Raw genomic sequence first — 14,997 nt, 5'->3', positions numbered from 1 at the left:
ATTATTTTTCTTTATTTTGTTGTTCGAGTTCTGCTTGAAATTCTTCTAAAACTGGTTTAACGGTGCTTTCAGGTAAATCTGCTATTCTGATATACATCAGGCCATCGACTGAGTTATTAAACATCGGATCAACGTTAAAAGCGACAACCTTAGCATTTTGTTTGATGTACTTCTTAATCAAAACGGGTAAGCGTAAATTGTCTGGCTCAATTTCATCAATAATTTTATCAAACTTGTTCAAGTTAGCCTTTGTGGCATCAAAAACAAAATCTTTATCAGCATCTTTCAGCTTAACTTTAAACTCCTTTTTAGGACGTATAAATTGCGCAACATAAGGATCATAATAATTTGATTTCATAAATTCAATCATCATTGATTTAGAGAAATTTGAAAATTTATTACTGATACTCACGCCACCTATTAAATATTTATGATCAGGAAAGCGCAATGTACAATGCACTATACCACGCCAAAGCAAAAATAAAGGCATTGGTTTTTGCTGATAATCTTTAATGATGTAAGCGCGTCCCATTTCAATAGACTCACTCATTAATTTGTAAAGCTCAGGCTCAAAACGAAATAATTCATTTAAGTAAAAACCATCAATTCCGTGATTTTTATAAATTTCTTTCCCAAAACCCATGCGGTAAGCACCTGCAATACGCTCAGCTTTATTATCCCACAAAAACATGTGATGGTAATATTCATCATACTTATCGAGATCAATAGATTTGTTTGTGCCTTCTCCTACCGATCTAAATGTGATTTCTCTCTGTCGCCCAATTTCTCTAATGATATTCGGGATGTGATCCGTTCTTGAAAGAAAAACTTCATAATTATTGCTTAGTAATAAACGGTCACTTTTATTTCTACATTTTTCTATTTCTTCTAAAATGCAGTCTTTGCCAACTTCCTCAATAATATTTTGAGGTGCTCTTGGAAGCTTGATCTGAGTTGGGATTTGATTGATTAATTTCTTTTTTTCAAAAGCATTCGCGAGCATATATGTTTTGCGACGCATGTAATTTGTGAAATCTTCTAGATCTTCATATTCTTGATAATCTTTGGGCGAAATAGGATTACCAATACGCACGTTAATCGGTCTGTTTTTAGGACGAGACAACATTTCGCTTGGTAATTTGGCAGTTCGTAAATTAGGATTGATTTTCGCTAATTTATAAAAGACAGGACTGTTTTTAGCGTGAAAATAGACAGGAATCACTGGCACTTTTGTCTTTTGAATAAGCTTCATCGCCTCTGGCATCCAAGGTTTATCAACTATTTTTTTATCTTCTTTAAAAGTAGAAACTTCACCTGCTGGGAAAACACCAAATGGTTTTCCGTCTCTAATATGCGTCAATGCTTCTCGCAAACCAGACACGCTTGACTTCACATCCTTTCTATCTTCAAAAGGGTTGACAGGCATGACGTAAGACTTTAAAGGGTCGAGTTTTTGCAACAAAAAATTAGCAACCACCTTATAATCTGGTCTTTGCTCAAGCATTATTTTGAGTAAAATAAGTCCATCAATTGCACCAAGCGGATGGTTTGAAACTGTGATAAAAGGACCTTCTTTTGGAATTCTTTTAAAATCTTTTTCAGGAATGTGAAATTCTGCTCCAACTTCTAACAGTATGGCATCAATAAACTCTACACCATCTAGCTCACGGTATTTATCATAAATATCGTTAAGCTTATTGAGTTTTGTAAGTTGTAAAACGACATTGCCAAGCACTTGACCGAAATAACCGAATCGGTTAAAATTTAATGCTTCTGAAATATCCTTTGAACTGATGATTGCCATAGAGTGTAAATTGCAATTTGTAAAGATAAAACTTTATTTTTTTGTTTATTTCTTTAGGCTAACGAAAAGTGTTTTTTAAAAGTTAAGTCAGTCTAAAAACAACTTAAGAATTCTACTAAAAATGACTTTAGTCATGTAACTTACTGATTTATTATCAGAAATTTACAATAATAATTCTAACATCATAATCATGGAAGCAACAGACAAAATCTCCAAAATAATGACAAATAATTTAATCAAATTAAATGTCAATGACAGCTTAAGTAAAGCTGAGTCGCTCTTTAAGAAAAACAAAATCAGACATATCCCTGTTGTTAAAGATGACAAAATCATCGGGATGCTGAGTTACACTGATTTGATGCGCATCTCTTTTGCTGATGCCACTGACGATGATGGGCAAGAGATTGAAACAACGGTTTACGAAATGTTTACTTTAGAACAGGTGATGACAAAAAATGTTGAAGTTGTGACTGAACACACGACAATAAAAGAAGCTGCTGAAATATTTGCCAAAAAAGAATTTCACGCACTTCCTGTCATTAAATATGATAAAATTGTTGGAATTGTAACCACAACGGACATCATCAAATATTTACTGGAACAATATTAAAAAACCTCAATCGCCTGAAATATGGCGATTGACTTTTTATGCTTCAAGGGCTTGCTTTAAATCTGCAATTAAGTCTTCCTCATCTTCAATGCCAACGCTTAACCTAATTAATGAATCGACAACACCTGTTTTTTCACGCTCTTCTTTTGGTATTGACGCATGCGTCATACTTGCGGGATGGCCAGCTAGAGACTCCACACCGCCAAGAGATTCTGCCAAAGTGAAGACTTTTAAATTTTCTACAAACTGAACTGCATCAGCATGTTTATTCCCTTTTGTGGTAAATGAAACCATACCGCCAAAATCTTTCATTTGTTTTTTAGCAATATCATGGTTTGGGTGAGTTTTAAAACCTGGCCAATAAACTTTGTCTACTTTTGGATGCTGAGCTAAATATTCTGCTACAGCGCGACCATTTTCGCAATGACGTTGCATTCTGACGTGAAGTGTTTTTAAACCTCTCAACACCAAAAAACTATCCATTGGTCCAGCAATTCCGCCACTTGCGTTTTGTATAAAGTAGAGCTTTTCAGCAAGTTCATCATCTTTTAAAGCTAAAGTTCCCATCACAACATCACTGTGACCGCCAAGATATTTTGTAGCGCTATGCATCACGATATCAGCACCCAAATCAAGAGGTTGTTGTAAATAAGCTGTAGCAAAAGTATTATCGACAACAAGCTTAAGATTATGCCTTTTTGAAATTTGAGCAACACTTTCAATATCGATAATATTCATCATCGGATTGGTTGGCGTTTCTATCCAAATCATTTTTGTATTTGTATTGACATAAGTTTCAATTTCATCGGGATTTGACATACCAATAAAGTGAAACTTGATACCGAAATTTTTAAAAATGCTATTGAAAAGTCGATAAGTTCCGCCGTATAAATCGTTGGTAGATATGACCTCATCACCAGGTTTTAATAGCTTCATCACAGCATCGATGGCTGCTAAACCTGAGCCAAAAGCCAAACCGTGTTTTCCGTTTTCAAGAGAAGCGATGGCTTTTTCTAAAGCTGTACGTGTTGGGTTGGCACTTCTTGAATATTCATAACCTTGATGTTCACCAGGAGAACTTTGCTTGTAGGTTGATGTTTGATAGATCGGTGGCATCACTGAACCATAAGCAGGATCAATATCTTCTTGACCACCATGAATTGTTTTCGTATTAAATTTCATGTTCTTAATTTTCATCAAATTAAGAAATCAAAAATATTTCAATTCATATTTTGCTTTAATTCTGTTTCGTTTAACAGAATATTAAAAATAACGAACACCTCTTTCTTTGAGTTTAGCTTTCTGTTTCTCAAAAGTCACAGGATCTAAAGCTTTTGTAGCTTGTTCAATCACATTGACTTTAAAGCCTTCATCTAAAGCATCTTTAATGGTAAAATAAACGCAGATGTCTCCTGCTAAACCACAAACATCAAATTCACTCACGCCTTTCTCTTTGAGATAACCTGCTAAACCTGTTGATTTTTCATGCATATTATCATAAAAACCGCTGTAACTATCAAGTTCAGGATTTGTTCCTTTTCTGAAAATTGTTTCAATATAGCTTTGTTTTAAATCAGGATGAAAAGCAGCACCTTCAGTATTTTGAACACAATGATTTGGCCATAAAGTTTGTTTGCTTCCTTTAAAATCAATACTTTCAAAAGGATTTTTACCTTGATGATTAGAAGCAAAACTCATATGATTTTCAGGATGCCAATCAACAGTAGCGACAACTAAATCATAGTTTTGAATAATTTTATTGATTTCGCTGACAATTTGATTTCCTTCTTTTACTTCAAGAGAACCACCTGGCATAAAATCATTTTGAACATCGACCAATACAAGTGTTTTCATCATTTATTTCTTTAAAGTTTCTCTTAATTTTTCTCTGGTATTTAAAAGTTGAGTTGAAACACCAACTTTATAAATATGCGGATTTGCAAAGCGTTTATATTCCTCTGGGAGTTCATTAAGTCTTTTGGCTGCGTAAGCCTTAATTTTAGATAAAGATTTTTTCTTTTCATAACGTTTTCCATCCTTCATCACAGTTTTTAAAAGTGGTTCAAGAATGTGGCTATGATAAGTTGTAGATTTTGTTAAATCAAAAGGATGATGCATCTTCTCTACATGAGTTTCATCAGTTTTTGTGATAATGTCAGCACCTAGCATTTCATTTTCCTGATTTCTGATGCGGTAAACTTGTTTTTCACTTGGTAAAGTTGATTTTGCAACATTTTCGGATAACTTGATGCGTGGTTTTCCATCAGCAAAGGCTAATTTATAAACCCCATCAAGCGCTGCATCTGGGTTTCCAATCACTAAATTGGTGCCGACGCCATAGACATCAATTGAAGCGTTTTGATCTTTTAAACTCTTAATCACATGTTCATCCAATTGATTTGAAGCTGCGATTTTAACGTTTTCAAAACCTTCTTTATCTAGAGTTTCTCGACATTTTTTTGAGAGGTATGCCAAATCGCCACTATCTAAACGGATGGCTTTTAATTGATGTCCTTTTGCTTTTAACTCTTTAGCGACTTTTATTGCATTGGGTAAGCCACTTCTGAGTGTGTCATAAGTATCGATGAGCAACACACAATTATCGGGATGCACCTCAGCAAAATCACGGAAAGCATCAAGCTCATTTTCATAAGATTGTATAAAAGCATGTGCCATTGTCCCTGAGACGGGAATATCAAAATCTGTTGCAGCTTTCACATTGCTCGTTGCATCAAAGCCACCAATGTAGGCAGCTCGACTGGCATAATATGCACCAGTAGCTTGTGCACGTCTCATTCCGAAATCGATTAAAGTATCATGCGGAGCTGCTAACCTGATACGACTTGCTTTTGTTGCTATTAAAGTCTGAAAGTTTAAAATATTAAGCACGACTGTTTCTATAATTTGCGCTTCAATAATTGTTGCTTTCACTTGTAAAACCGGTCGTGTTGGAAAAATGAGATCACCTTCCTGAACACTTTTAATCTCACCATTAAACTGAAAATCAGATAAATAATTGATGAAATCTTTATGGAAACCTTGTTTTTCTAAAAACTGAAGTTCTTCAGATGTAAATTTAAAATCTTCTAAAATATCGATCAAAACTTCAAGGCCAGAAAAGATAGCATAACCACTATGGAAAGGGAGTTTTCTAAAAAAATAATCAAAAACAGATTGATCTTCATGGTTTTGATTTAAAAAATAGACTTGTGCCATTGTGAGCTGGTAAAAGTCGGTGTAGGATGCTGTTATTTTCTGCATTAAATATCTGTGTTAAGAATGTAAAAATAAAAGATTTATAAAGATTTAAACAGAGTTTAAATGAAATTTAGGGATCACTTCATTAATATCTCAATTAGGAAGTCTTATCTTAGGTTTTCATCTTATAAAACATATATTTTGAATTACAAATTTAAGAATGCTGACATAGAGCTACATCATACAGGCTCAATTTATGACGAAAAACAAAAAGCTTTGATAATTCCTAACTTCGAGTTTTATCAATCTTCAATTTCTGAAGATAAACGCTTAGCCGATTTTGGTAAACTCAAAAAAATAATCCAATTAGAAGCTTGTATTAAAAATTATGAACCTCAACAAATTATATTTCTTGGTGGATTAAGATTTCATATCAATGAAGCGCTTGAAAATCTCAAAGAGTTTAAAAGCAAATTTGAAAAGTCGCATTTCTTTTACATTTCATCTCAGGAAAACGCGTTCTTAGAAGATTTTAAACATATTGGTATAGAATGTTTAAATGAGTTAAATTTGGAAGATTTTAAACTCACCTATCAAAAAGAAAAAACTGACGAAACAGTTATTTTTCCAGCTGATAATTTTGTCGAAATTGATCAAGAAAATTTGCCTTGCTTTTGTGAAACCAAAACAGGTTTCAGCTTACCTACTTTTGCAACTAATAATGCATCAAATAAGATTGAAGCAAAGGATTATCAATCTGTTTTTGCCATTAAAAATGACCAAATATTAAGCGATCATTAATCATTTATTAAATTAAGTCTTTATTAAAGCGAAGATTGTATTTTTGCTGAAAATCGTCAATAAATGTCAAATTTCCATACAATTAAAATTAAAAAAATCAAGAGACAAACACCCAAAGCTGTTGAAGTCACACTTGATATTCCTGAAAATCTAAAAGAAGAATTTAAACATAAAGCAGGTCAGTATTTAACATTTGAAAAAACATTAAACGGCAACACAGAGCGCCGCTCCTACTCCATTAGCTCTCATAATACTGAAAATAAATCAGTAGTGGTGAAAGCTATTGAAAACGGTGTTTTTTCAAACCATGTTAATAATGAGCTTAAAGAAGGAGATACTCTAGAGGTGCACCCGCCAGAAGGCTTCTTTAAATTACCCGATAATTCAGAAAGTAAAAACTTCATTGCTTTTGCAGCAGGCAGCGGCATCACGCCAATTATGTCCATGATAAAACATAGCTTAAGCGACAACGATTCTACAAAGTTTGTTTTAGTTTATGGCAACAAATCTCCTGAAAGTACAATCTACATCAACGAACTTTTGGAGCTTCAAAAAGAATATAACGAGCGTTTTTTCATTGAGTTTGTGTACAGCGAAACTAAAGAAGACAATGCAACTTTTGGCCGTATTGAAAAACCAACCATCAATTATGTGGTGAAAAACAAATACAAGTCAATTGACTTTAGTAACTACTTTTTATGCGGTCCTGAAGAAATGATTGATCAAGTCAAAAATATTTTATTAGAAAATGATATCGCCGAAGAAAAAATTAATTTCGAGCTTTTCTTTTCAGCAGAAGATGCTGAACCTACTGAGGCACATGATGGCTCGACGCAAATAAAAGTGATTCTTGATGATGAAGAGTTTGAGTTCACTATGCAAAAAGATGAACGCGTACTTAATGCTGTTTTAAACCAAGATATCGATGCGCCTTACTCATGTAAAGGTGGTATTTGTAGTAGCTGTGTTGCAAAAATAACTGAAGGCGAAGTTGAGATGGTTAAAAATCAAATTCTCACGGATGAAGATTTAGATGAAGGATTAGTCTTAACTTGTCAATCTTTACCAAAAACTGGTAAAATCACGATTGATTATGATGATATATAAATTTTAAAAGTCATTAAAAAGTAGTTTTAAAAAGTTTAATTTCTAATAAAAATTATCATGGCTGGACATAGTAAGTGGGCGAATATCAAACACAGAAAAGGCGCCCAAGACAAAAAAAGAGCTAAAGAATTTACACGTGCGATTAAAGAAATATCCGTTGCAGTTAAAGATTTTGGTGGACCAGATCCAGATACAAACCCAACTTTACGTAACGCGATCGCTAATGCCAAGGGCGTTAATATGCCTAAAGACACTATTCAGCGCGCCGTCAAAAAAGCTTCTGGCGCTGATGCTGATCATTACGAAATCGTTTCTTTTGAAGGTTATGGCCCTCATGGCATCGCTATTTTTGTGGAATGTACAACTGATAATACCAACAGAACTGTAGCTTCCGTTAGATCTATTTTTTCTAAAAACGGAGGGAATTTAGGAACAAATGGTTCTTTAGAATTTCTTTTTGAACGCCAAGGTGTTTTTACCATAGAAAAAGAAAATTTAGAACATGATCTTGAAGAGTTAGAGCTCGAACTCATCGATGGTGGCGCAACAGCATTTGAAAATGAAGATGAATTCCTGATGGTTTACTCTGAATTTACAGATTTTGGAAAAATGTCACAAAAACTTGAAGAACTCAACATCGAACCTAAAAAAGCTGAATTGGAACGCATTCCTTTAAACACAACAGAATTAGCTGTTGATGATGCCATACAGATTATGAACCTCATCGAGAAATTTGAAGATGATGACGATGTTCAAAACGTTTATCACACACTTGAAATCACCGATGAATTGATTGAAAAACTAGAAGAAGAATAATTTTTTAAAAATAAAATTGCTTTTACCAAATTAAAGAACTCTCGATGGCAGCACGCGTTTTGTCTTCGAGAGTTTTTTTTGAGGCTGTGTCTAACGGCATTCCTTCTGTTTCAACCAAAGGATGAACTATAGCTCTTAACTTTCCTGGGCGACCTGTTAGAAATTGATAACGAAATTTTGTTTTATTATCTAAAAAGCTAATCGGGACAATCGGGATTTGATGTTCAAGCGCTAAGCGGAAAGCGCCTTTTTTAAAACGATCCAGCTTAATTGAAACATCATCAGGAACGCCGCCTTCAGGAAAAATACAAATACTGGTCCCTTGACTTAAACGTCGCTCTGCTTCTTTAAAAGCTTGATGTCTGCTTTTTGCGTTTTTTCTATCCACCAAAATACAGCTGCGTTTATAGAAGAATCCGAAAACTGGAAAACGTGCTAATTCTTTTTTTCCAATAAAAACAAAAGGATGTTTTGAGACATAAAACATCATCATAATATCAATCATACTCGTATGATTAGCCGTTAGCATATAGCTTCTGCCTTTTTCTAGTTGCGTTTTATAAGTCACTTTCGGAATAAAACCCATGCCATAAAGCACAATTTTAGCCCACAAGCGCGCAATAGCATAAACGTATTTATAATACTTTTCTCTGGCTGTCGTAACAAGCAAAGCCGGCATCATAATGATGATAGGAAGTATCACCAAAATATAAAACCACAAACGCCATAAAATAATAAAAGGAATTTTGATCCATTTCATAGATGCCAAATTTAGTAAACTATATGAATTTGATGGTTAAAAATTTTTACCTTTGCAAATTCAAAATTTTTATACAAATGTCAAGAATTCTTACAGGTGTCCAAAGCACGGGCACGCCTCACTTAGGTAATTTATTAGGCGCGATTATTCCTGCGATAGAAATGGCGAATGAATCAAAAGAAGACTCATTTCTATTTATCGCAAATCTTCACACCCTAACACAAATTAAAGATGCAGAAACATTAAGAAACAATACTTATGCAACTGCTGCAACTTGGCTCGCTTTCGGTTTAGATGTTGATAAATCAACCTTTTACAGACAAAGCGATGTCCCTCAAGTGACAGAATTAACTTGGTACCTCAACTGCATGTTTCCTTATCAGCGCTTAACTTTAGCGCATTCTTTTAAAGATAAAGCGGATAGACTTAAAGATGTTAACGCTGGATTATTTACTTACCCAATGTTGATGGCTGCAGATATTTTGCTCTACGATGCCAAAATAATTCCTGTTGGGAAAGATCAATTACAGCATATAGAAATGGCAAGAGATGTGGCTGAACGCTTTCACGCACATTATGGAGAAACTTTTGTTTTACCTGAAGCCGGAATTACTGAAAACGTCAAATACGTGCCTGGAACTGATGGTGCAAAAATGAGTAAATCTAAAGGGAATTACATCGATATTTTTCAAAGTGATAAAAAATTACGCAAACAAGTGATGAGTATCGAAACGGATAGCACGCCACTTGAAGAGCCAAAGAACCCTGAAACTTGCAATGTTTTTAATATTTATAAACTCATCGCGACAGAAGCTCAAACAGAAACTTTAAAACAAAAATACCTCGCTGGGAACTTTGGTTACGGCCATGCCAAGCAAGAATTGTTTGAGTTAATTACAACAACTTATGAAGTTGAACGCGCTTTATTTGAACGTTACATCAATGATAAGCCAGAAATAGACAGGCTTCTACAAATCGGCGCTGATAAAGCGCAAGAAACTGGTTCGGAAGTTTTACAACGCGTCCGCCAGAAGATCGGTTATTAAATCATAAAATATTTGATATAAGTTTTATAAATCTAAGTTTAAAAGTCACTTTTATGCATCAACATGAAGTGACTTTTTTCTTTTTATGCTATCTTACAGAAGTTAATTAATTGTATTTATGACAACCTTAAAAGAGCTTGCCAAATTACTTAATGTCTCTATTTCTACAGTTTCAAAAGCTTTAAGCGACAGCAATGATATTGGCGCTAAAACCAAAAAGAGAGTCAAAGAAGCTGCAGAATTATATAATTATAAGCCAAACCAAATGGCGTTGGGTTTAAAAAACAATCAGACGAAAACCATCGGTGTGATTATCCCAAATATTCTCAATCACTTTTTTGCAAAAGTTCTTTTTGGTATCGAAAAAGCAGCAAGACAACAATCTTACGACACCATTGTTTGCATCAGTCATGAAAAATATGCCAATGAAGTCAGCAGTTTAGAAGTTTTAACCAACGGTCGTGTGGACGGATTCATCATGTCTTTGTCTGCAGAAACCTTGGCTAAAGAACATGTCAACCACATCAAAACCTTAAAAAGAGCAGATCAACCTATTGTGTTATTTGATAGAGTGACAGAAAAACTCGACTGTGATAAAATTATCATTGACGATCAGCATTCGATGTATGAAGCCACAAAACAATTGATTGAAAACGGTCGAAAAAATATTGCTTTTGTCAGTAATATCACAAATTTAGAAATTGGTCAATTGCGCTTATCAGGCTACCAAAAAGCTTTAAAAGAAAGCGATATCAGTTTTGATGAAAACAAAATTCTCAAACTTACCTCGATTGAAAATCCACATCAGTCGATGATTAAATTTTTGTTGTCCCAGAAGATTGATGCAATCGTCTCTGCTGATAATACATCTGGCATCATGATGATCAACGCTGCTAAAGATCTCGGTTTTAAAGTGCCAAAAGATATTGCTGTTATTGGTTTTGGTGATAAAGAAACCTCTTATTTAACCTATCCACAATTATCTTATATTGATCAAAACCCTGAGGAAATCGGCAAAACAGCCACTGAAATTTTGATTGAGCGAATTGAAGACAAAAACCAAAAACACAAATACAGAACCATTAAATTGTCAACCTCATTAACTCTAAAAGCGACGAGTTAAAATCTCATCAAAAACAAAAAAGCCCTTTATTTAAAAAGGGCTTTTAAGATTTTATAACAAATTTTAATCTATTGGTTTGAAGCAGAGGTCATCACAATTTCTTGGCAATTGACTTCAGTGATGTAGCGTTTTTCGCCCTCTTTAGTTTCGTAACTTCTGTTTGAGAGTTTTCCTCTCACGATTACCTCTTTGCCTTTAGTGACGTATTTTTCGATAATCTCTGCTGTTTTTCCCCAAGCAACAACTTGATGCCAATCTGTTGTGGTGACTTTCTCACCATCTTTTTTGGTGTAATTGTCATTTGTAGCCAGCGAAAACTTAACGAGTTTTTTGCCTGAATCTAAATTTAAAACTTCTGGATCTTTTCCTAAATGACCCATTAACTGTACTGAATTTTTTAAAGTGCTCATAACGATAAATATTAAATAAAAATAAATTAAAGACTCAGACTTTCTGAATCTGCCACGGTTTAGTTGTTAAGTGACATGGCAAAGATGAAACACAAAGCAAGTTATAATCGTCTAAAAAATAGTTAATTACGTTTAAATACGTTTGTAAACGTTTATTAGTGATAAATAGATAAGATTTATGTTAACATTTGATGAATATAGTATTTAACAAAATATTGTATATTTGGAAGATAGGGGCTAATTATATGCGATTTTAAAAATTACTTCAAAACTTAAAATAAAGTTAAATTTGCCTTTTGAATATTTAAATAAGAAGTCTTAATGATCAGTAGTTTTAAAAGCCAAAATGGCAAAGTATATACTTTAAACAAAGAATGTATAATAGATTTACACAACTTATTATCTCAGAGCACTCATCTCCTTGAAGAAATGGATCCGGTTGAACCACCAGGTGTTAAAAACGAAGGAATGTTGGAAAGTGCAGTAGAACGCCAAAACACCGGTTTTGGAGATTTTAATAAATACCCCGATTATCATTCAAATTGTGCCACACTTGTTTATGGAATTATAAAAAATCATTCTTTCCATAATGGAAATAAAAGAGCTGGATTGTTGGCGTTGATTAAACATTTATATGTTAATGGTTATGTTTTAAATCCCCAGCTTAACTCTGATGAAATATACGAGTTTCTTATTGCAATTGCTGACTCTAATATCAGGGGTTTCAGCAAAAAGTATAGAAAAAAGTATTCTTTTATTAGATCTAAAACTGAAAAGAAAAATAATGAAAATTGGGAATTAAATACAGTTATTAGGTATATAGGCTTTTGGATTAAAAAAAACTCAAAACCAAAACAGACTACTCTTAAAGGAGAAGTGAAAATATCCGATTTAAAAAAAATACTTGTAAATAAAGGCATTAAATTAAATTTAAATGGATCTAACCTAGAAGTTTACATCGAAAAAGAAAATAAATTTTTAGGTTTTAAATTGTCTCCAAAAATTGTGAATAAAAAGAAATACTCTATAGGAAATAATAGATCTTCGATAGGTAAAGGAACATTAAAGGCTTTAAGAAGAGATTTCAAATTAACAAAAGCTGATGGAGTTGATAATACATTCTTTTATAACGAAGACTCTTTTTTGGATTTTGAAATAAAAACATTTAAAAAACTAATTTATAGACTTTCAAAAACGTAGAAAAAATATTTGCCAACAGTGAATATCAGTAATGTTGGCTTAAATGTCTGAGTTTGATTGCGGACACCGCCTAATCTTTTTGATTTAGCTTTAGAATAAAAAAGATAAAAGAATAAATTCTTTCACTGCCGGTTCCCAGCATGAGCGTTTATTGAAGGAAATCGAAGGTTTCATCAAAATGTCCTGATTTTGCCGCTAAAGCCTCACACCGGCACGAGTTCGACAACAAGCTGGGAGTGTGCCCACACTGTTCCCACCTTAATAACAGTTATCGCTACCCAGGTCAGGAAGTCCGGGATTGACCTTAGCATGGCGTGGCCATTCATGGACGGATAGGAAAAAACGAAATTGACCAGGCCATTGGAATGCAGTGACTCCCACCATAATTGCAAGGGCTTCGCCAAAGATGCCGAAGTAGGATTTTGCCCTATAAATGTTTCCAAGGCCGAAAGAGTCAGGGGGTGCATTTCACGTCCAGCATTTAAATTCAACGCATAACAGGATTAAAAAATGGATTGACAGCACCTTCTGGAGCGTCTCAACCAAATACCTACAGCAATACTTGAACTGCCATTTGCTAAAAGAAAAGATAAAACCAAGATGAGGCAACCTTATTGTCTTTATGCAGCAGACAATGGGCTCAGGGCTTCTAAAGCATTTTGCTGAAATCCAGTCCTACTATGAAAAATTAATAACAACGCAATTATAAACTATAACCTTGTTCTATTCAGGGATGGGACGAATTATGACATTTAAGAATTTTAAACAAATAGCATAACCATTTATTTTGGTTTGGTTACATTCGCAAATTAAAAATTTAAAATATTAGAAATGAAAAATGTTTATTCGAGGTTATTTTATGCTTGCATTACAATTTTTTTAATTTCATGCAGCACTAGTGATGATGAAGCTACTGATAATACTACACTTGCTAAAGGCTCTCTACAGGTAGAGGGTGGCGTAGTTCAAGATTTAAGATCGGCTGTTCTTGAACCTTACGAGGATGAACCTGAGGAGAATGGACTCTATAATAATTACCTTAAATTTTTCACAACAGAACTAAAGCAGGAGAATGGAAACATTATTCCAGAAGACTTCGATTTTTCTATGATTACTTTTCAAATAGTTTCTAGTAGTTTTGCTGATGTGTCTGTAGGTTCATATAATCAAAATGACGAGCCGTATACTGATCCTCGAATATTTACATATTTTGGATCTGGTTTCATTATCAGATCTGATGATGCAAGTAGCAACAGTGAAACTTTAAAATCTGGAACTCTGCACGTTTCTAAAGATGAAGGAGATTATGTGTTTTCGTTTGAAGGAATTACAACTACTGGGAAGAATTTTTCATTTGAGTATAAGGGAGATCTAATTTTAGAATAATTAAAAAGATTATATTTTTTAGTAAAAGAGGAAAGTTTTTAAAAGCTTTCCCCTTTTTGTTAACAGAATTTACCGTTTTTCTATAAATTTTATTGGTTTCAAGTTAAGGTTTTAAACCCTACAATTATATTGCAGCACTTTAATAATATTAGAACGTTTGGTTGAAGAAATGGGCGAGCAATTAAAGTAACACCTCTAAGACCAAAACTAAGTGCAAATCAAGTTGCATAACTGGCATGTACTAACAGAAGGACGTTATATTCCATCGAGAAAAGTAAAAGTTCTGTTAGTATTGGTATTTATGTTAAAGTTTTAAATGTACTCGGTTTAGAAAAGGACAGTCTAGGTGGAGTGTTTAGTTTAGAAAGTAGTTGTTTTACTTGACAATGACAGACCAGTTCCAAATACAGGAACTGCAAAGATGTGAATTATATGCAATCAAATGAGATCACATCACTACGATAGAATAAAAATTGGAATGAAAGGCTATTTTAGAGAAGGAGCTACATATTCGGTAGATTGTGAGATGATTGAAATATTAGACTTAAAAATCAATCCAACAAAGAATAAATTAAAAACAAAATGCGACGTTTTGGCTCAGAGCAAAACTGATAGTTTATCGCTTTCTACTGATCTACTTGTCATATACTAATCGTTATCCTATATTTTTTCAAAAATGAAGTTAATAACTATTCAATTTTGTATTTTTCTGACAGAAAAAGTACTTGATATAGAA

The 14,997-nt window shown here is 33.6% G+C and carries 15 protein-coding genes and 1 pseudogene; 10 read left to right on the top strand and 6 right to left on the bottom strand.

The annotated features are described in order from the left end of the window. Nucleotide 1: 1 nt before the first annotated feature. Nucleotides 2-1,804: a GNAT family N-acyltransferase gene (locus tag CAP47_RS01350; RefSeq protein ID WP_100775055.1), complete on the bottom strand. Its 1,803-nt coding sequence runs from the start codon at nucleotides 1,802-1,804 to the stop codon at nucleotides 2-4. Nucleotides 1,805-1,994: 190 nt separating this feature from the next. On the opposite strand from CAP47_RS01350, the gene CAP47_RS01345 reads away from it, so the two are divergent. Beyond that, entirely contained in the window at nucleotides 1,995-2,414 is a 420-nt protein-coding gene (locus CAP47_RS01345) for a CBS domain-containing protein (protein ID WP_100775054.1), read from the top strand. Between the two features lie 36 nt (nucleotides 2,415-2,450). Here CAP47_RS01345 and CAP47_RS01340 read toward each other — a convergent pair whose 3' ends face one another. The 3 genes from CAP47_RS01340 to CAP47_RS01330 form a co-directional block, all read right to left on the bottom strand. Then, nucleotides 2,451-3,596: a cystathionine gamma-synthase gene (locus tag CAP47_RS01340; RefSeq protein WP_100775145.1), complete on the bottom strand. Its 1,146-nt coding sequence runs from the start codon at nucleotides 3,594-3,596 to the stop codon at nucleotides 2,451-2,453. Between the two features lie 81 nt (nucleotides 3,597-3,677). Next, nucleotides 3,678-4,268 carry a bifunctional nicotinamidase/pyrazinamidase gene (gene pncA / locus CAP47_RS01335; RefSeq protein ID WP_100775144.1) on the bottom strand — a complete coding sequence of 197 codons (591 nt, stop codon included), beginning with the start codon at nucleotides 4,266-4,268 and terminating at the stop codon, nucleotides 3,678-3,680. Between the two features lie 3 nt (nucleotides 4,269-4,271). Continuing rightward, nucleotides 4,272-5,675 carry a nicotinate phosphoribosyltransferase gene (locus tag CAP47_RS01330; protein ID WP_100775053.1) on the bottom strand — a complete coding sequence of 468 codons (1,404 nt, stop codon included), beginning with the start codon at nucleotides 5,673-5,675 and terminating at the stop codon, nucleotides 4,272-4,274. Between the two features lie 138 nt (nucleotides 5,676-5,813). Between CAP47_RS01330 and CAP47_RS01325 the strand changes: the two genes are divergently transcribed. From CAP47_RS01325 to CAP47_RS01315, 3 genes are all read left to right on the top strand, one after another. Next, complete coding sequence (locus tag CAP47_RS01325; protein ID WP_100775052.1) at nucleotides 5,814-6,413, top strand: hypothetical protein; 600 nt, start codon at nucleotides 5,814-5,816, stop codon at nucleotides 6,411-6,413. 63 nt (nucleotides 6,414-6,476) lie between these two features. Further along, on the top strand, nucleotides 6,477-7,520 hold the full coding sequence (locus CAP47_RS01320; protein ID WP_100775051.1) for a ferredoxin--NADP reductase: 1,044 nt from the start codon (nucleotides 6,477-6,479) through the stop codon (nucleotides 7,518-7,520). 57 nt (nucleotides 7,521-7,577) lie between these two features. Then, nucleotides 7,578-8,336, top strand: coding sequence for a YebC/PmpR family DNA-binding transcriptional regulator (locus CAP47_RS01315; protein ID WP_100775050.1), 759 nt, complete (start codon nucleotides 7,578-7,580; stop codon nucleotides 8,334-8,336). Nucleotides 8,337-8,358: 22 nt separating this feature from the next. On the opposite strand, the gene CAP47_RS01310 is transcribed toward CAP47_RS01315, so the two are convergent. Continuing rightward, on the bottom strand, nucleotides 8,359-9,096 hold the full coding sequence (locus CAP47_RS01310) for a lysophospholipid acyltransferase family protein (protein ID WP_100775049.1): 738 nt from the start codon (nucleotides 9,094-9,096) through the stop codon (nucleotides 8,359-8,361). Nucleotides 9,097-9,173: 77 nt separating this feature from the next. Here CAP47_RS01310 and trpS point away from each other — a divergent pair, with 77 nt between their 5' ends. Together trpS and CAP47_RS01300 are read left to right on the top strand one after the other, a co-directional pair. Further along, nucleotides 9,174-10,142 (top strand): tryptophan--tRNA ligase, encoded by a 969-nt coding sequence (trpS, locus tag CAP47_RS01305; protein WP_100775048.1) that lies wholly within the window; start codon nucleotides 9,174-9,176, stop codon nucleotides 10,140-10,142. A gap of 118 nt (nucleotides 10,143-10,260) precedes the next feature. Then, complete coding sequence (locus CAP47_RS01300; RefSeq protein ID WP_093244250.1) at nucleotides 10,261-11,265, top strand: LacI family DNA-binding transcriptional regulator; 1,005 nt, start codon at nucleotides 10,261-10,263, stop codon at nucleotides 11,263-11,265. Between the two features lie 68 nt (nucleotides 11,266-11,333). Here the strand turns inward: CAP47_RS01300 and CAP47_RS01295 are convergent, their stop codons facing one another. After that, nucleotides 11,334-11,675 carry a single-stranded DNA-binding protein gene (locus CAP47_RS01295; RefSeq protein WP_093244249.1) on the bottom strand — a complete coding sequence of 114 codons (342 nt, stop codon included), beginning with the start codon at nucleotides 11,673-11,675 and terminating at the stop codon, nucleotides 11,334-11,336. 321 nt (nucleotides 11,676-11,996) lie between these two features. Between CAP47_RS01295 and CAP47_RS01290 the strand changes: the two genes are divergently transcribed. The 4 genes and pseudogenes from CAP47_RS01290 to CAP47_RS12280 all read left to right on the top strand — a co-directional run bounded on the left by CAP47_RS01290 (nucleotide 11,997) and on the right by CAP47_RS12280 (nucleotide 14,913). Continuing rightward, on the top strand, nucleotides 11,997-12,875 hold the full coding sequence (locus CAP47_RS01290; RefSeq protein WP_093244248.1) for a type II toxin-antitoxin system death-on-curing family toxin: 879 nt from the start codon (nucleotides 11,997-11,999) through the stop codon (nucleotides 12,873-12,875). A gap of 261 nt (nucleotides 12,876-13,136) precedes the next feature. Continuing rightward, a pseudogene (locus CAP47_RS12450) lies at nucleotides 13,137-13,584 on the top strand (IS1595 family transposase); the annotation flags it as partial. A gap of 122 nt (nucleotides 13,585-13,706) precedes the next feature. Continuing rightward, nucleotides 13,707-14,261 (top strand): hypothetical protein, encoded by a 555-nt coding sequence (locus CAP47_RS01280; protein WP_093244247.1) that lies wholly within the window; start codon nucleotides 13,707-13,709, stop codon nucleotides 14,259-14,261. A 442-nt stretch (nucleotides 14,262-14,703) separates the two neighbouring features. Further along, nucleotides 14,704-14,913: a hypothetical protein gene (locus CAP47_RS12280; protein WP_143521343.1), complete on the top strand. Its 210-nt coding sequence runs from the start codon at nucleotides 14,704-14,706 to the stop codon at nucleotides 14,911-14,913. Nucleotides 14,914-14,997 lie beyond the last annotated feature (84 nt).

This window comes from Psychroflexus sp. S27 (assembly GCF_002810405.1).
Lineage (GTDB): Bacteria > Bacteroidota > Bacteroidia > Flavobacteriales > Flavobacteriaceae > Psychroflexus > Psychroflexus halocasei_A.
This window is presented reverse-complemented; position numbering and strand designations above follow the sequence as displayed.